Origin of the sequence: Sphingomonas sp. PAMC26645 (assembly GCF_004795835.1) — a bacterium.
Lineage (GTDB): Bacteria > Pseudomonadota > Alphaproteobacteria > Sphingomonadales > Sphingomonadaceae > Sphingomonas.
Genome location: NZ_CP039249.1, coordinates 2,034,107 through 2,049,956, shown reverse-complemented (window position 1 = coordinate 2,049,956; position 15,850 = coordinate 2,034,107). Strand labels below are relative to the sequence as shown.

Here is a 15,850-nt window from a genome sequence, read left to right as displayed (position 1 = left end):
GAGTTGGGGATCGATACGCTCTTCCCAACTCCCCTCTCCCTTCCCACCGCAAGCGCGGCGGGCCCCTTCCCTCTCCCCGTAGGGGCGAGGGAGTTAGAGCGTCCAGATCGCGACATTGGCCAGTAGCACAGCGGCCATCACCAGCATCAGGACGCCTTTTTTCGTATCGCGCTTCTTCACGATCAGCGTGATGCCACCGGTCAGGCAGGCGAACATGCCCAGCATTGCGATCGCGGGTGCCGCCGAGGCGATTGAGGTCAGTGCCGCGTTCATGCTGACATCGCCTTCGCATAAGCGGCCAGGTCCACATTGCCGCCGGACAGGATGACGAGCAGGCCCGGTTCGAGCTTTACCTTGCCGGCCAGCACTGCCGCCAGCCCGACCGCGCCGCCCGGTTCGATAACCAGGCGCAGTTTCTCCGCCGCCCAGCGCTGTGCCGCGGCGATTTCCGACTCGCTGACGGCGACGCCGGTTGCGTCGCGGCGCGAGAGGACGTCGAAGGTCAGCGGCGACACGCGTAACGTCTGGAGCGAATCGCACGCCGTAGGTGGCGGGTTTGGGCCGACCGGTTCGATCCACGATGCCTCCAGCGACCGGCGCATGTCGTCCCAGCCCTCGGGTTCGACGACGGTGATCGCGCTGTCCTTCAAGGCCAGCGCGATGCCTGCCGACAGGCCGCCGCCCCCGCAGGGGATGACGACACGGCTTGGCACGCCCAGGCCTAGCGCTGCCATCTGTGCGGCTGCTTCTATCCCGGCGCTCCCCTGCCCCTCGATGATCCACGGGTCGTCGAAGCTCGGCACCAGCGTCGCGCCACGCGCTTCCGCCAGCCCTGCGGCGATCGTCTCGCGGCTTTCGGTGGCGCGGTCGTAGGTGACCACCTCAGCCCCCAGCGCCAACGTCGACTCGCGCTTCAGTCGCGGTGCGTCCGACGGCATCACGATCGTCGCTGCGATGCCGAGGCGTTTCGCCGCCCACGCCACTCCCTGCGCGTGATTGCCCGAGGAGAATGCGACGACGCCTTTTTGTCGCGTTGCCTCGTCCAATGCGGTGAGCCGATGCCATGCGCCGCGAATCTTGAACGCACCGATTGGTTGCAACGATTCAGCCTTGAAAGCGACCGGTACACCCTTGATTTCACAGATGAACAGTGGCGTCGGCGGGAGTATCCGCGCGATCTTTTCCGCGGCGTCTCGCACACCCGCCCGCGTCGGTTGTCGCAAAATCGTCACACACCGTCTCCTATCCGCCAAACGCTATTTACATGGGGGGCGCGTAACCCTAGATCGCGCTTCCGCTGCCCCATGGGACTTCCAACCGCAAGGCAGTGTTTTTGTAATTTGTCTCAGGACATTGGAGGTCCCTTGAATTGGTCAAGCATCATATCGCGCTGGGGTTAGCGAAAGCCCATTCGACCGCCGACACCTCCCACATCGGGAGCGGCATCGACATCGCTAAAGGGCGTCCGGTCAATCCGGTCACGCTCGTTCGTCCGCACGCTGCTGCGCGAGCCGCTCGGTTCTTCGTCGAGAAGTTCCCGGGTCGCTCGATGTATGCGGTGAAGGCGAACCCGTCTCCCGAACTCCTGCAGATCCTGTGGGACAATGGCATCACGCATTACGACGTGGCGTCGATCGCCGAAGTGCGCCTGGTCGCACGGACGCTTCCCGAGGCTACGCTGTGCTTCATGCACCCGGTCAAGGCCGAGGAAGCGATCGCCGAGGCGTATTTCACGCACGGCGTCCGCACCTTCAGCCTCGACAGCCTGGAAGAGCTCGACAAGGTCGTTCGTGCCACCCGCGAAGCCACCGACCTGACGCTTTGCGTTCGGTTGCGTGTGTCGTCGGAGCATTCGAAGCTGAGCCTCGCGTCGAAGTTCGGCGCGGCCCCGCACGAAGCCAAGGAACTGCTGTTCGCGGCTCGCCAGGCAGCGGACGCGCTCGGCATCTGCTTCCATGTCGGTTCGCAGGCGATGACCCCGGAGGCCTATTCGAACGCGATGGAGCGCGTCCGTGCGGCGATCGTCGAGGCGGCGGTCACGGTCGACGTCATCGACGTCGGCGGCGGCTTCCCGTCCTCGTATCCCGGCATGGAGCCCCCGCCGCTCGAGCATTTCTTCGAGACGATCCACCGTGCGTTCGAGTCGCTGCCCGTCAGCTATTCGTCCGAACTGTGGTGCGAGCCGGGCCGGGCATTGTGTGCGGAATACTCGTCGATCATCGTGCGCGTCGAAAAGCGCCGCGGGACCGAGCTGTATATCAACGACGGTGCGTATGGCGCGCTGTTCGATGCGGCGCATATCGGCTGGCGTTTCCCGACCGAGCTGCTTCGCGAGCCGGACAGCCGTGCCAAGGACATGGAGTTTAGCTTCTATGGTCCGACGTGCGACGACATGGATTACATGGTCGGCCCGTTCATGCTGCCCGCGGACACCAAGGCCGGTGATTACATCGAGATCGGCATGCTCGGCGCCTACGGCTCGGCGATGCGGACCGCGTTCAACGGGTTCGGATCGGACGAGACGGTGATCGTCACCGACGAGCCGATGGTCTCGCTGTATGATGAACGCTTCCAGGACCTCGCGTCGAACGTCGTCAAGCTGTAACCAAGCTTTAGTACCGCGCCCTTCTTCCTCCCCTCCCGTTTATGGGAGGGGTCGGGGGAGGGCTTGTCCGCGAGCATGGCGTTCGCGGATATTTCAGTCCCTCCCCTAACCCCTCCCGCAAGCGGAAGGGGGATTTATGGAGCATGTTATGACCGAAGACACCCGCATCGACGCGCAGCGCAAGGCGGAACTCCTTTCCACCACCGTCGAGCATATCGACATCACCAGCTTCGACGCGCGGCCGATCGTCGACGCGATGAAGAAGATGTCGTTCACCAGCCGCGACCTCGGCCGTGCGACCGACATCTACAACCAGATGCTGGCCGACAAGGACTGCACGATCTTCCTGGTGATCGCAGGCTCGACGAGCGCCGGCGGTTGCATGGACCTGTATGCCGAGCTGCTGCGCAACAACATGATCGACGGCATCGTCGCGACCGGCGCGACGATCGTCGACATGGATTTCTTCGAGGGCCTCGGCCACAAGCATTACCAAGCGCTCGAAGTGCCGCACGACGACGTGCTGCGCTCGCTGATGATCGACCGGATCTACGACACTTATATCGACGAGGAAGAGCTCCAGCACGTCGACCACACGATCTTCGAGATCGCCGAGACGCTCGAGCCGCGCGCCTATTCGAGCCGCGAGTTCATTCGCGAGATGGGCAAGTATCTCGTCGAGCACGGCAAGAAGGAGAACAGCCTCGTCAAGCTCGCCTATGAGCATGACGTACCGATCTTCTGCCCGGCGTTCGTCGATTCGTCGGCGGGCTTTGGTCTGGTCAAGCATCAGGTCGATGCGGTGAAGGCGGGCAAGCCGTACATGGTCCTCGACGCGATCGCAGACTTCCGCGAGCTCACCGAGATCAAGATCAAGGCCGGCACCACGGGGCTCCTCATGATCGGCGGCGGCGTGCCGAAGAACTTCATCCAGGATACCGTGGTTTGTGCGGAAATCCTCGGTCACGACGACGTCCAGGTCCACAAGTACGCGGTGCAGATCACGGTTGCCGACGTGCGCGACGGGGCATGCTCGTCGTCGACGCTGCAGGAAGCGGCGTCTTGGGGCAAGGTGAACACGGGGATCGAGCAGATGGTGTTCGCGGAAGCGGGCTCGGTGATGCCGTTGCTGGCGTCGGATGCGTATCATCGTGGGCTCTGGAAGGACCGTCCGGTCCGCAAGTGGGGCGCGAGCTTCGACAAGGCCTGAGGCTAGCTGATCCTCCCCCGCCAGGGGGAGGTGGCGCGAAGCGGCGGAGGGGCAGGCGGCGACAACGCTGGTTGCCCTCTCCTCCCCCTCCGTCAGGCAAGCGCCTGCCACCTCCCCCTGGCGGGGGAGGATCAGATACCGTTGCCCCTTCCGGGCAATTGATGCAGCCTCCTCCGGATAACCAGGGGAGGCTTTTTCATGCACAGCGAGATCCTGCGACCGATGGTCGTGCTGATCGCGTGGACGCTCGTGATGCTGGGCTGGACACTTGCGACGCGGTTGCCGGCGATGAAGGCGGCCGGCGTCGATATGGGCAAGCTCGTCGGCACCAAGGCGTCCGACGCGGATCGATCGCTGCCTCCGCAGGTGCAATGGAAGGCGCACAACTACAACCACCTGATGGAACAGCCGACGCTGTTCTACGCGGTATGCGCCGTTATCGCGCTCAGCGGCACGGGCAACGGCGTCAATGCCTGGATCGCGTGGGCCTATGTCGGGCTGCGGATGGCGCACAGCCTCGTTCAGGCGACCAGCAACCGCGTCAGGGCCCGCTTTCTCTTCTTCACGCTGTCGAGCCTGATGCTCGTTGCACTCACGCTGCATGCCGCGCTCGCCGTGTTTTGAGAAAGCCCGCGAATAATCGCCGATCGCGGCCCCCGCCTCTCCCCGAACGCGATCCGATCGTCTAGGATTTCGCCATGACCTTCGATCGCCGTTCGCTGCTCACCGTCCCCCTCGCCGCCGGGCTGGCGCTTCCTGCATTCGCGCGGAGCGGTGCGCAGTTCACTGCTGCTCAGCCTCGCGCGACGGACCTGCCGATGTGGCCGCCCGCAGAACGGTTCGCGCTATGGCCAGGTATTCCACCAGGCGCGCCGAACCCGCTGCCGGTTCCGCAGCCGCGGATGCCGCGCTACCCCGATGGGTATCGCGATTTCCAGATGCGCGGCGTGGTGCGGCCCGAGGTCGGCGTCTTCCGCCCGGCGCGGGCCGACGGTCGCGCGGTGCTGATCGTGCCCGGCGGCGGCTATTCGATCACCTCGCTGCGCAACGAGGGCATCGACGTCGCGCACGTCCTGAACGGTTTCGGGATTACTGCATTCGTGCTGAGCTACCGCCTGCCTGGCGAAGGCTGGGCCGATCGCGCCGATGTGCCGCTATCAGATGCGCAGCGCGCGATGCGGCTGATCCGGGCGAATGCGCGCGCCTACGGGATCAGGGCGGAGAAGCTCGGTGTTCTCGGTTTCTCGGCGGGCGGGCACCTTGCGGGGTCTGTGGCGGTTCTTCACGAGTTCAAGGCGTATCGCCCAGTCGATGCCGTCGACCGCCACTCGGCACGGCCTGCCTGGGCGGGACTTATGTACGCGGTCTCGAACATGGATCCCGGCCGTAGTCACGGCGGATCGCGCGCAAACCTGCTCGGTCCCGATCCGCTGCCCGCGGTCCAGGCGCGTTATGCGATCGACCGACAGTTGAAGGCTGGCGACCCGCCACTGTTCCTCGTGCATGCCGAGGACGACAACACGGTCCCGGTCGCCAACAGCGTCGATACGCTCGCCGCCGCCCGCCGCGCCGGCATCCCCGCCGAAGCGCATTTCCTCCAGCATGGCGGGCACGGCTTCGGCACGCGCCTATCGCCTCGGTCGCCTGGGTCGCTGTGGCCGCAATTGTTCGATCGGTGGATGGGCGAACTGGTCGCTGGCTGACCATGGTCGGTCAGTATCGCGGACCTATCCGTCCTGACCTACGTTTGTCCTGAAAGATCAGGAGAGCGCGATGACTAGTCCGCATGCCGAACCCCGCGACGTCTTCCATGAAAATGGCGAGGTCGTGATCGACGGGCCGGATGGCGCCGTCATCGCAATGACCCCCGAAGCGGCGTTGCGCACGGCGGGTCGGTTGGATGAGGCGGCGCTCGACGAACTGATCGCGCGGGCGCAGCGATCTGGTGATGCGGATTGAACCAATCGTTCGTGCCAGTCAGTGAGACGTAACCGCCAGTCGACCGTCTGAGGTGATCGTGGCAGTTACGTGCAGATAATCGTCTATCCGCGGATGACGCGTATCGAGCCGGTGGCTCGTTCCATGGGTCGCCGTGATCACCAAGACATCCGCACCCGCTGCCTCGCCGGCCGTGATGCCGGCAGGGGCATCTTCGAACACCAGGCAATCGCTCGCGATGACGCCGAGTCGTTCGGCTGCGACCAGGAAACAGTCGGGTGCGGGTTTGCCATTGGGGATGTCGTCCGCGGCAATCATCGTCGCGGGGATCGGCAGGCCGGCGGCCTTGAGGCGGACTTTGGCTAGCGCTCGAGGGGCAGACGTGACGATCGTCCAACGCTCCGGGGGCAAGCCGGCCAAGAATGCGGCGGCGCCGGCGATCGGTTCGATATCGCCGACGTCGAGCATTTCGGCCGCAGTGATCGCTGCGGCTTCCGCGACCGGGTCGACGCCGGGGAGGTTGAGGCGTCGGACCGTCTCGACCGATTGCACGCCGTGGATCGTCGGCACGAACGTTGCTGCGTCGAGGCCGTGTGCGATCGCCCACTTCGTCCAGGTTCGCTCGGCGGACGCGATCGAGGTGAGGATCGTTCCGTCCATGTCGAACAGGAATGCGGCGTAGCTACGGGTCGGGAGGATCATGCGGGTGCTCGTGATGGGATTTGGTAGGTTGGGCAAGTGAGTTTGGCCTAGCCCGCTACACCACCCCGGCGAAAGCCGGGGCCCAATTGGCATGTCTGAGGTAACGGCGCGCCTCCCTTAATCAGACCCGTCCCCCACTTGGACCCCGGCCTTCGCCGGGGTGGTGGCAGTTTCGGCAGTGACGGCAGCAAAAATCTGCCCCGCAAAGAAAAGGCCACTCCGGTTTCCCGAAGCGGCCTGTATTCCTACACCAAGCTAAAGCTTAGATGTCGTCGCCGAGTGCGCCCTTGACGCTGCCCTTGACGTTCTGCGCAGTGCCCTTGGCCTGCTGCGCCTCGCCTTCGGCTACCAGCTTCTCATTATCGGTCGCCTTGCCTACGGCTTCCTTGACGTTGCCTGCGACCTTGTTGCCTGCTGCTGCGACCTTATCGGTGAACTCGCCCATCAGAGCCTCCACTTGCTTTTGCGGGCCCGCCAACCGGGCCGCTTGAACTTGCAGAGGTATAACGGCCGTCTTTACCGAGGGTTCCGTGACGTTTGCGTCATGACCTGCTTTGCGATCAGGCAGGTCAAATCAACCCCGCCAATGGGCTCGAAGGATCGGCATAGCGACGCTGTCCCATCCGCCCCGCGCGGTACGCGAGCCGGCCCGATTCGACAGCGGCCTTCATCGCCGCCGCCATCATGAGCGGGTCCTTCGCCTCGGCGATGGCGGTGTTCATCAGCACGCCGTCGCAGCCTAGCTCCATCGCCACCGCCGCATCGGACGCGGTGCCTACGCCGGCGTCGACCAGCACGGGCACCCCTGCCCCCTCGACGATCAGGCGGATCGTCACGCGGTTCTGGATGCCGAGCCCCGAGCCGATCGGTGCACCCAACGGCATGATCGCGACCGCGCCAGCATTCTCCAGGCGCTTGGTGGCGATCGGATCGTCGACGCAATAGACCATCGGCTTGAAGCCCTCGTTCGCCAGGATCTCGGTCGCGCGCAGCGTCTCGACCATGTCGGGATAGAGCGTCTTCGCCTCGCCGAGCACTTCGAGCTTCACCAGCTCCCAGCCGCCCGCCTCGCGCGCCAGGCGCAGCGTGCGAATCGCCGATTCGGCATCGAAGCAGCCGGCGGTGTTGGGCAGGTACGTGATCTTCTTCGGGTCGATGAAGTCGGTCAGCATCGGCGCGTTGCGGTCCGACACGTTGACGCGGCGGACGGCGACGGTGACGATCTCCGCGCCGGACGCTTCGACCGCGGCGGCGTTCTGGGCGAAGTCCTTGTACTTGCCGGTGCCGACGATCAGCCGCGACTTGAAGGTCTGGCCCGCGACCGTCCAGCTGTCCTCATGGTCGCCGCCACCGACGAAATGCACGATCTCGAGGTCGTCGCCATCGTCAACCATCACGTCTGCCAGCGTCGAGCGCGGCACGACCTCCATGTTGCGCTCGACCGCGATCTTCTCGGGCACGAGGCCGAGTTCGGTCGCGAGTCCTGCCAGCGAAAGCCCGGCGGAGACGCGCTTGTGCTCGCCGTTGACGGTAATCGAGACGGTGCCATCGGAATGGGGCATGGGTACAGGGTCCACTATATAGCGACGGCGCGGCTCGACTTGACGCGAGACGAGCCTGTAAGGAATGGCGTGACGCGCATATAGAGACCGCTCCGCAGCACCCGCAACCGACCCGTAATCGAAAGGCCACCCTTGCCCGATACGATATTCGTCCTGAACGGCCCCAACCTCAACCTGCTGGGAACGCGCGAGCCGGAAATCTATGGCGACGAGACGCTCGACGACATCGCCGGGATGCTGGAGGACCGCGCGCGCGAGCTCGACCTGAAGATCGACATGCGCCAGTCGAATCACGAGGGCCACCTCGTCGACTGGATCCAGGAAGCGCAGGCGCGCGGTGCTAAGGCCGTGATCCTAAACGCGGGTGCGTTCACGCATACCTCGGTCGCGGTGCACGACGCGATCAAGGGCGTGAAAACGCCGGTGATCGAAGTGCATCTTTCCAATCCCCATACGCGTGAATCGTTCAGGCATGTGAGCCTGGTCGGCCAGGCCGCAAAGGGCACGATCGCGGGTTTCGGCGCGCTTTCGTATCTGCTCGCGCTTGAAGCCGTCGCACGGTTCTGACAGGAGGCCCCGCCATGAACGATACAACTGAAAACACGGGCGCAATGCAGGTCGACGTGACCCTGGTGCGCCAGCTCGCCGAACTGCTCGACACCACGCAGCTGACCGAGATCGAAGTCGAGGACGGCTCGCGCCGGATTCGCGTCGCGCGCAAGGCCGCCCAGGCCGCACCCGTCGCGCACTACGCGCCGGCGCCCGCCCCGGCCCCCGTCTCCGCACCGCTGTCCATTCCGCAGGCCGAGATCGGCGCATCTGCCCCCGCGATCAGCGCGAGCGCGGTCAAGTCGCCGATGGTCGGCACGGTCTATCTCGCCGCCAACCCCGAGGCCAAGCCGTTCTCGACGGTCGGCCAGAAGGTCAATGCGGGCGACACGCTGCTGATCATCGAGGCGATGAAGGTGATGAACACGATCGTCGCGCCGTCGGCCGGCACCGTGACCGCGATCCTGGTCGAGAACGGCCAGCCGGTCGAGTTCGACCAGCCGCTGGTCGTGGTCGAATAATGCCGCAAATCAAGAAGCTGCTCATTGCGAATCGCGGCGAGATCGCGCTGCGGATTCACCGCGCCTGCCACGAGATGGGTATCAAGACGGTCGCGGTGCACTCGACCGCCGACGCCGACGCGATGCACGTCCGCCTCGCCGACGAGGCGATCTGCATCGGACCGCCGTCCGCCGCGGACAGCTATCTGAACATCCCGAACATCATCTCGGCGGCCGAGATCTCGGGCGCCGACGCGATCCACCCGGGCTACGGCTTCCTCAGCGAGAACGCGCAGTTCGCCGAGATCGTCGAGCTGCACAACATCCTGTTCGTCGGTCCCAAGCCCGAGCACATCCGGACGATGGGCGACAAGGTCCAGGCGAAGCGCACCGCGGGCGCGCTCGGGCTGCCGCTTGTCCCCGGTTCGGACGGCGCGATCAGCGACATCGCCGAGGCGAAGCGGATTGCCGAGGACATCGGCTATCCGGTGATCATCAAGGCAGCGTCGGGCGGCGGTGGTCGCGGGATGAAGGTCGTCAACGACGCCGACGATCTCGAAACGCAGATGCAGCAGGCCGGCAGCGAGGCGAAGGCCGCGTTCGGCGACGCCACCGTCTACATGGAAAAATACCTCGGCAATCCGCGGCATATCGAATTCCAGATCTTCGGCGATGGTGAGGGCAACGCGATTCACCTGGGCGAGCGCGACTGCTCGCTCCAGCGCCGTCACCAGAAGGTGCTCGAGGAAGCGCCCTCGCCGATTATCACCGCGGAAGAGCGCGAGCGGATGGGCGGGATCGTCGCCAAGGCGATGGCCGACATGGGCTATCGCGGCGCGGGGACGATCGAGTTTCTGTGGGAAGCGGGCGAGTTCTACTTCATCGAGATGAACACCCGGCTCCAGGTCGAGCATCCGGTGACCGAGATGATCACCGGGCTGGACCTGGTGCGCGAGCAGATCCGCGTGGCCGAGGGCCATCCGCTGACGCTCCGCCAGGAAGACGTCCAGTTCCGCGGCCATGCGATCGAATGCCGCATCAATGCCGAGGACCCGCGCACGTTCGCGCCGTCGCCGGGGCTGGTGAAGGTATATCACGCGCCGGGCGGGATGCATGTCCGCGTCGATAGCGGGCTGTATGCGGGCTATCGCGTGCCGCCTTACTACGACTCGATGATCGCCAAGTTGATCGTCTACGGGACGACTCGGCAGGGTGCGCTGCGGCGACTGCGGCGTGCGCTCGAGGAGATGGTGATCGAAGGCGTCACGACGACGATCCCGCTGCACCGTGCGCTGCTAGACGATCCCGAGTTTCAGGAAGGCGCGTACACGATCAAGTGGCTGGAAGAGTGGTTGGCCAAGCAGGGGGCTTAACTTCCCTACGGTACTAAGCTTGTTCTCCCGCGAAGGCGGGAGCCCAGACTGGGCTTCCGCCTTCGCGGGAGAACAAGAAGCGGTTGGGACCTGTGATCTGGCTGAATTTAGTTTCGACATGACGGAGCATTCGTGAAGGCGACGATCTACCACAACCCGCGTTGCTCCAAGTCCCGCGAGGCGCTTGCCCTGCTGCAGGAGGCCGGGGCGGACGTCACGATCGTCGAATATCTGAAAAACCCACCCTCCCGCGCAGAACTCGTCCGCCTCTACGACCGCGCGGGCATGACACCGCGCCAGGGGCTCCGCATGGCCGAGGATGGCGCCAAGGCGGTCAAGCATGGCGATGCCGAAGCAATCCTGGATGCGATGATGATCGATCCGCTGCTGATCGAGCGCCCGCTGGTCGAGACGGACAAGGGCGTTCGGCTCGGCCGCCCGATCGCGCGGCTGCACGAAATCCTGTGATCGGCTCCCCTGCCCTTACATTGCGCACGCACTCCCTAAGTGCCGCAATTTCGGGCAGTGAAATCAACGATATTCTGCGGTTGCCCGAGGGCGCCGCGGCTGGCACGCTTGGTGCAAGGCGCCCTTCAGGGCGGACGGCTCGTCCGAAAGGACGAGGGTTTCAACGACAATCGGGGGCGTACCTGTGAAAAAGATCGAAGCCATCATCAAGCCGTTCAAGCTGGATGAGGTGAAGGAAGCGCTACACGAGATCGGCGTGAGCGGCATCACCGTGACCGAGGCTAAGGGTTTCGGCCGGCAGAAGGGCCACACCGAACTGTACCGCGGCGCGGAATATGTCGTCGATTTCCTGCCCAAGGTGAAGCTCGAGGTCGTCGTCGAGGACGGGCTCGCGCAACGCGTCGTCGAGGCGATCGCCGCGGCCGCACAGACCGGCCGGATCGGCGACGGCAAGATCTTCGTCATCCCGGTCGAGAGCGCGCTTCGCATCCGCACCGGCGAGCGCGACGACGACGCAATCTAGTTCTTACCCACGCATATTGCGTTGACGACGAGTGACGACATCGTCATTTGACGCGACGCAACATTGTGTGGAAATCCCGTTCCATACCGCAATTAGATTCCCCGCATGAAGCGGCGGAAGTCTCAAAACGAAGGGCAAGCATCATGGCGAATTCGGCCTCCGACGTTCTCAATATGATCAAGGACCAGGAGATCGAGTGGGTCGATCTGCGGTTCACCGATCCCAAGGGCAAGTGGCAGCATCTGACGATGGTCGCGAGCCTGATCGGCGAAGACGAGCTGACCGACGGCCTGATGTTCGACGGCTCGTCGATCGAAGGCTGGAAGGCGATCAACGAGAGCGACATGACGCTCAAGCCCGATCTCGACGCGGTCTATGTCGATCCGTTCTCGGCGACGCCGATGATGATCCTGATCTGCGACATCAGCGATCCGTCGACCGGCGAGCTGTACGCCCGCGATCCGCGCTCGACCGCCAAGCGCGCCGAGGCGTATCTGCTGACCACCGGCGTCGGCGACACCGTGTATGTCGGCCCCGAAGCCGAATTCTTCATGTTCGACGACGTCCGCTTCGAGAACAGCTATTCGACCAGCTACTACAAGATCGACGACATCGAGCTGCCGGGCAATTCGGGTCGCGAGTACGAGGGCGGCAACCTCGGCCACCGTCCGCGCGCCAAGGGCGGCTACTTCCCGGTCGCACCGGTCGACAGCGCCGTCGATATCCGCGGCGAGATGGTCTCGACGATGATCGAGATGGGCCTGCCCTGCGACAAGCATCACCACGAAGTCGCGGCCGCACAGCATGAGCTGGGCCTGACCTTCGGCACGCTGACGCAGACCGCGGATCGCATGCAGATCTACAAGTATGTCGTCCACCAGGTCGCGCATGCGTACGGCAAGACGGCGACCTTCATGCCGAAGCCGATCAAGGAGGACAATGGTTCGGGGATGCACACGCACTTCTCGATCTGGGAAGGCAAGACCCCGCTGTTCGCTGGCAACGGCTATGCGGGCCTCAGCGACATGTGCCTGTATTTCATCGGCGGCATCATCAAGCACGCCAAGGCGGTCAACGCGTTCACCAACCCGTCGACCAACAGCTACAAGCGCCTCGTCCCCGGTTACGAAGCACCGGTGCTGCTCGCCTATTCGGCGCGCAACCGCTCGGCATCGTGCCGCATTCCGTACGGCACCGGCCCCAAGGCGAAGCGCGTCGAAGTGCGCTTCCCGGATGCGCTGGCCAACCCGTATCTCGCTTATGCGGCGCTGATGATGGCCGGCATGGACGGCATCCTCAACAAGATCCATCCGGGTGAAGCGATGGACAAGAACCTGTACGACCTGCCGCCGGCAGAGCTCGCGCAGGTCCCGACCGTCGCGGGTTCGCTCCGCGAGGCGCTCGAGTGCCTGCTGGCGGATCACGACTTCCTGCTGAAGGGCGACGTGTTCTCGAAGGATCAGATCGAGAGCTATGTCGAGATCAAGTACGCCGAGGTTGCGCGTTGGGAGATGACGCCTAGCCCGGTCGAGTATGACATGTACTACAGCGGATAAGGCGCGACCACGCTCGCGCCGATCCGCGCAGTGGATATCCGCTGTCGGCCGGCGTCGTGTAGCGACGACCGACGGCGTGGCTTTGCCACGTCGCTGAATTGGAAGAGGGCGCGCGGAGCAATCCGGGCGCCCTTTTTCTGTCAGGCCAAACGAGATCCCTTCTCTTCGTCCTGGCAAGTTCAGACGGGAGGGAGATCGGAACAGTGCCCCTCCCGTCATTCCCGCGAAGGCGGGAACCCATACTGGCTGACAGCGCGATATAAGCGCCAGCGGTCGAGTTTATGGATCCCCGCCTGCGCGGGGATGACGATGGGGTGTAGGCCGAAGTGCATCGGCGCCAAGCTTGTTTCCCCGCGAAGGCGGGGACCCAGACTGGACTTCCGCCTTCGCGGGAGAACAAGGGTAGCCTTGGTTAACTTCGAGGGTGGGCTCGGATTGATCGACCGTGACCGCCACCCATATCTCTCCTGAGAGCTCTCCCGAAGAACCCAAGGAACACCCGTGACCGAAGACAGCGGCAACAGCGCCGGACGCGCGATCCCAAGCGGCCGCCTCGCCCGTCTCGGCGTCTTCGGCAAGCTCGCTGGCGGCGTTGCCGGTGGAGTCGTCGCAGAAGGCGCCCGCCGCCTCGCCAACGGAGAGCGCCCCAAGATCGGCGACCTCCTCCTGACCCCCGCCAACGCCACGCGCGTCGCCGACCAGCTCTCGCACCTCCGCGGCGCCGCGATGAAGCTGGGGCAAATGATCTCGATGGACGCGGGCGACATGCTCCCGCCCGAACTCGCCACCATCCTCGCGCGCCTGCGCAACAACGCGAACCACATGCCCCCGCAGCAGCTCGACCGCGTGCTTGCTGCCGAATGGGGCAAGGACTGGCGCCGCAAATTCGCACATTTCCAGGCGCACCCCGTCGCCGCCGCCTCGATCGGCCAGGTCCACCGCGCGCGCCTGCCCAATGGAACAGAGCTGGCGATCAAGGTCCAGTATCCCGGCGTGAAGGAGAGCATCGACGCAGACGTCGACAACGTCGCGACGCTGCTGCGCGTGTCGGGCATGCTCCCCAAGTCGCTCGACATCGCGCCGTTGCTCGACGAGGCGAAGAAGCAGCTTCACGAGGAGGCCGATTACCTACGCGAGGCGCAGATGCTCGCGCGCTACGGCGAACTGCTCGCGGAGCAGACGCAGTTCGTCGTGCCCGCGCTCTATTCCGAGCTGACCACGCCCCGCGTTCTTGCGATGAGCTTCGTCACCGGCGTGCCCGTCGAGACGCTGGAGACCGCGCCACAGGACGTTCGCGACCAGGTGATGCACGACCTGATCTCGCTCGTGCTGCGCGAACTGTTCGACTGGCGGCTGATGCAGACCGATCCGAACTTCGCCAACTACCGCTGGCAGCCCGAGACGGAAAAGCTCGTCCTGCTCGATTTCGGCGCCGCCCGCCCCCTCCCTGCCGAAACCGGCGAAGGCTATCGCCGCCTGCTCACCGCTGCCCTCGCCGGCGACCGTGACGCGGTACGCGAAGCCGCAATCGCCGCCGGGTTCCTCGGCGAGGCGGCCGTTCTCCAGCACCGTGCACTGATCGATCGGATGGTCGATGTCATCCTCGCCGAACTTGCCAAACCCGGCCCGTTCGACTTCGGCGACCGCGCGTTCGTCGGCGTGCTGCGCGAACAGGGTACCGAGATCGCGCGCGACCGCGATACCTGGCACCTGCCGCCGATCGACACGCTGTTCGTCCAACGCAAGATCAGCGGCACCGCCCTGCTCGCCGCTCGCCTCAAGGCGCGGGTCGACATTCGCACGATGGTCGCGGCCTATTGCGACGGCGCGCCGTCGTAAGGATCAGCGCAGTTTCAGTGCGCGCTTCACGCCGGCCCAGCTGACGTATTTGAAGTTCTGCGTGGCCGGGGCGTTGTCGCCGTCCTGTGCGACGAACAGGCCCTGGGGGTAGGCGGGGCCGAAGTTGCCGAGCATCAGTTCGATCCCGTCGGTATCGCTAGTGCCGTCGATTGCGCCTCCGCCGATGCGGAAACGCCCGGCATAGGTGACGCCCGGCAGACGGTAGAGCGTGTAGGCGTTGTCGCCCTGGCTCGAAACGACGAGATAGCCGCCGTTCCTGCCCGACGGGGCGAGCGCGAGACCCTCCGCGTCGGCGACCAGCGTCTTGCCGTCGACCTTGGCGATCGCGGTTGCCGTGACCGGCGCGGATGGGTCGGCATCGAACCGCCAGAGACCGACGTCCTCCTCGGCGACGTAGAGCTGCCCGGTGCGATCGTCGACGACGCAGCCTTCGGACTGGGTGCCGAGTTTCATCGAGCGGACCGTCGTGACCTTGGGCGATGCGCCGGACAGGTCGATCGCGACCTGGTCGATGCGGCCGTCCTTGAGCACGACGAAGCCGAACAGCGCGTGGTCGCGCGCGCGGGTCCAGAGGCACATGCCGTAGGCCTCGCCCGGACCTACCGGAAAGCGGTCGAGCGGGATGAGCTTCGCCGCCGCCGTGTCGAGCGTGAACAGCGAGACGTGCGCGGTGGCGATGTCAGCCCGGTCGCTGGCCGCGGCGATCACGCGCGTCCCGAGATCGCGCAGGTCGACGTTGTTGAGCCGCGCGGCGGGGGTGAAGCTGAGGCGCTTGCCGGTCAGGCTGTAGACGTGGATGCCGGCTTTCTTGTCGGTGCCGATGACGAGGCTCTTCGCCGGATCGCTCGCGTTGCGCCAGATCGCGGGATCGTCCGCGGCATCGGCGGCGGTGTCGACCGGGTCGGTCTCGGCGGTCGCCGCGACTGTCGGCGCCTCGACCGCCATCGGAGTCGAGGTCGTCGCGCATCCCGCCAGCAACACCGCGATGAAGGGCAGCATGCGCA

At 65.0% G+C, this 15,850-nt stretch carries 18 protein-coding genes; 12 read left to right on the top strand and 6 right to left on the bottom strand.

Features of this window, described 5'->3' with window-relative positions; all coding sequences use genetic code 11:
* Positions 1-93: 93 nt before the first annotated feature.
* Both E5673_RS09720 and E5673_RS09715 read right to left on the bottom strand, forming a co-directional pair.
* Positions 94-273, bottom strand: a complete 180-nt coding sequence (locus E5673_RS09720; RefSeq protein ID WP_136189835.1) for a hypothetical protein — start codon at positions 271-273, stop codon at positions 94-96.
* Positions 270-1,232, bottom strand: a complete 963-nt coding sequence (locus tag E5673_RS09715; RefSeq protein ID WP_210731830.1) for a threonine/serine dehydratase — start codon at positions 1,230-1,232, stop codon at positions 270-272. The genes E5673_RS09720 and E5673_RS09715 overlap by 4 nt, the downstream gene beginning before the upstream one ends.
* Before the next feature lie 137 nt (positions 1,233-1,369).
* On the opposite strand from E5673_RS09715, the gene E5673_RS09710 reads away from it, so the two are divergent.
* From E5673_RS09710 to E5673_RS09690, 5 genes are all read left to right on the top strand, one after another.
* Positions 1,370-2,605: a type III PLP-dependent enzyme gene (locus E5673_RS09710; RefSeq protein WP_136189834.1), complete on the top strand. Its 1,236-nt coding sequence runs from the start codon at positions 1,370-1,372 to the stop codon at positions 2,603-2,605.
* 148 nt (positions 2,606-2,753) lie between these two features.
* Positions 2,754-3,815 carry a deoxyhypusine synthase gene (locus E5673_RS09705; protein ID WP_056048328.1) on the top strand — a complete coding sequence of 354 codons (1,062 nt, stop codon included), beginning with the start codon at positions 2,754-2,756 and terminating at the stop codon, positions 3,813-3,815.
* A 198-nt stretch (positions 3,816-4,013) separates the two neighbouring features.
* Positions 4,014-4,439 (top strand): MAPEG family protein, encoded by a 426-nt coding sequence (locus tag E5673_RS09700; RefSeq protein WP_136189833.1) that lies wholly within the window; start codon positions 4,014-4,016, stop codon positions 4,437-4,439.
* Positions 4,440-4,513: 74 nt separating this feature from the next.
* Positions 4,514-5,518: an alpha/beta hydrolase gene (locus tag E5673_RS09695; RefSeq protein WP_136189832.1), complete on the top strand. Its 1,005-nt coding sequence runs from the start codon at positions 4,514-4,516 to the stop codon at positions 5,516-5,518.
* Positions 5,519-5,588: 70 nt separating this feature from the next.
* Positions 5,589-5,774, top strand: a complete 186-nt coding sequence (locus E5673_RS09690; RefSeq protein WP_107955187.1) for a hypothetical protein — start codon at positions 5,589-5,591, stop codon at positions 5,772-5,774.
* An 18-nt stretch (positions 5,775-5,792) separates the two neighbouring features.
* On the opposite strand, the gene E5673_RS09685 is transcribed toward E5673_RS09690, so the two are convergent.
* From E5673_RS09685 to thiS, 3 genes are all read right to left on the bottom strand, one after another.
* Entirely contained in the window at positions 5,793-6,455 is a 663-nt protein-coding gene (locus E5673_RS09685) for an HAD-IA family hydrolase (protein ID WP_136189831.1), read from the bottom strand.
* Positions 6,456-6,717: 262 nt separating this feature from the next.
* On the bottom strand, positions 6,718-6,900 hold the full coding sequence (locus E5673_RS09680) for a CsbD family protein (RefSeq protein ID WP_056050734.1): 183 nt from the start codon (positions 6,898-6,900) through the stop codon (positions 6,718-6,720).
* Positions 6,901-7,024: 124 nt separating this feature from the next.
* On the bottom strand, positions 7,025-8,017 hold the full coding sequence (thiS, locus tag E5673_RS09675) for a sulfur carrier protein ThiS (RefSeq protein WP_136189830.1): 993 nt from the start codon (positions 8,015-8,017) through the stop codon (positions 7,025-7,027).
* A 132-nt stretch (positions 8,018-8,149) separates the two neighbouring features.
* On the opposite strand from thiS, the gene aroQ reads away from it, so the two are divergent.
* The 7 genes from aroQ (at position 8,150) to E5673_RS09640 (ending at position 14,825) form a co-directional block, all read left to right on the top strand.
* Positions 8,150-8,584, top strand: a complete 435-nt coding sequence (gene aroQ / locus E5673_RS09670) for a type II 3-dehydroquinate dehydratase (protein ID WP_136189829.1) — start codon at positions 8,150-8,152, stop codon at positions 8,582-8,584.
* Positions 8,585-8,598: 14 nt separating this feature from the next.
* On the top strand, positions 8,599-9,087 hold the full coding sequence (gene accB, locus E5673_RS09665) for an acetyl-CoA carboxylase biotin carboxyl carrier protein (protein ID WP_136189828.1): 489 nt from the start codon (positions 8,599-8,601) through the stop codon (positions 9,085-9,087).
* The gene (accC, locus tag E5673_RS09660) at positions 9,087-10,439 is read left to right on the top strand and encodes an acetyl-CoA carboxylase biotin carboxylase subunit (RefSeq protein ID WP_056490598.1); all 1,353 of its coding nucleotides are present in this window, start codon (positions 9,087-9,089) and stop codon (positions 10,437-10,439) included. Before accB ends, accC begins: the two co-directional genes overlap by 1 nt.
* 132 nt (positions 10,440-10,571) lie before the next feature.
* Entirely contained in the window at positions 10,572-10,907 is a 336-nt protein-coding gene (locus E5673_RS09655; protein WP_136189827.1) for an arsenate reductase family protein, read from the top strand.
* A gap of 184 nt (positions 10,908-11,091) precedes the next feature.
* Positions 11,092-11,430 carry a P-II family nitrogen regulator gene (locus E5673_RS09650; protein ID WP_055875939.1) on the top strand — a complete coding sequence of 113 codons (339 nt, stop codon included), beginning with the start codon at positions 11,092-11,094 and terminating at the stop codon, positions 11,428-11,430.
* 143 nt (positions 11,431-11,573) lie between these two features.
* A complete protein-coding gene (gene glnA / locus E5673_RS09645; RefSeq protein ID WP_056062965.1) occupies positions 11,574-12,986 on the top strand; it encodes a type I glutamate--ammonia ligase in 1,413 nt (470 codons plus the stop codon).
* A 501-nt stretch (positions 12,987-13,487) separates the two neighbouring features.
* Complete coding sequence (locus tag E5673_RS09640) at positions 13,488-14,825, top strand: AarF/ABC1/UbiB kinase family protein (RefSeq protein WP_136189826.1); 1,338 nt, start codon at positions 13,488-13,490, stop codon at positions 14,823-14,825.
* A gap of 3 nt (positions 14,826-14,828) precedes the next feature.
* On the opposite strand, the gene E5673_RS09635 is transcribed toward E5673_RS09640, so the two are convergent.
* Positions 14,829-15,845 carry a phytase gene (locus E5673_RS09635; protein WP_168711595.1) on the bottom strand — a complete coding sequence of 339 codons (1,017 nt, stop codon included), beginning with the start codon at positions 15,843-15,845 and terminating at the stop codon, positions 14,829-14,831.
* Positions 15,846-15,850 lie beyond the last annotated feature (5 nt).

What these genes read in the sequence shown, in the direction of transcription:
- E5673_RS09635 (WP_168711595.1), bottom strand. Translation starts at nt 15,845, where the DNA reads ATGCTGCCCTTCATCGCGGTGTTGCTGGCGGGATGCGCGACGACCTCG.
- glnA (WP_056062965.1), top strand. Translation starts at nt 11,574, where the DNA reads ATGGCGAATTCGGCCTCCGACGTTCTCAATATGATCAAGGACCAGGAG.
- accB (WP_136189828.1), top strand. Translation starts at nt 8,599, where the DNA reads ATGAACGATACAACTGAAAACACGGGCGCAATGCAGGTCGACGTGACC.
- E5673_RS09700 (WP_136189833.1), top strand. Translation starts at nt 4,014, where the DNA reads ATGCACAGCGAGATCCTGCGACCGATGGTCGTGCTGATCGCGTGGACG.
- thiS (WP_136189830.1), bottom strand. Translation starts at nt 8,017, where the DNA reads ATGCCCCATTCCGATGGCACCGTCTCGATTACCGTCAACGGCGAGCAC.
- accC (WP_056490598.1), top strand. Translation starts at nt 9,087, where the DNA reads ATGCCGCAAATCAAGAAGCTGCTCATTGCGAATCGCGGCGAGATCGCG.
- E5673_RS09685 (WP_136189831.1), bottom strand. Translation starts at nt 6,455, where the DNA reads ATGATCCTCCCGACCCGTAGCTACGCCGCATTCCTGTTCGACATGGAC.
- E5673_RS09720 (WP_136189835.1), bottom strand. Translation starts at nt 273, where the DNA reads ATGAACGCGGCACTGACCTCAATCGCCTCGGCGGCACCCGCGATCGCA.
- E5673_RS09690 (WP_107955187.1), top strand. Translation starts at nt 5,589, where the DNA reads ATGACTAGTCCGCATGCCGAACCCCGCGACGTCTTCCATGAAAATGGC.
- E5673_RS09695 (WP_136189832.1), top strand. Translation starts at nt 4,514, where the DNA reads ATGACCTTCGATCGCCGTTCGCTGCTCACCGTCCCCCTCGCCGCCGGG.
- E5673_RS09680 (WP_056050734.1), bottom strand. Translation starts at nt 6,900, where the DNA reads ATGGGCGAGTTCACCGATAAGGTCGCAGCAGCAGGCAACAAGGTCGCA.
- E5673_RS09705 (WP_056048328.1), top strand. Translation starts at nt 2,754, where the DNA reads ATGACCGAAGACACCCGCATCGACGCGCAGCGCAAGGCGGAACTCCTT.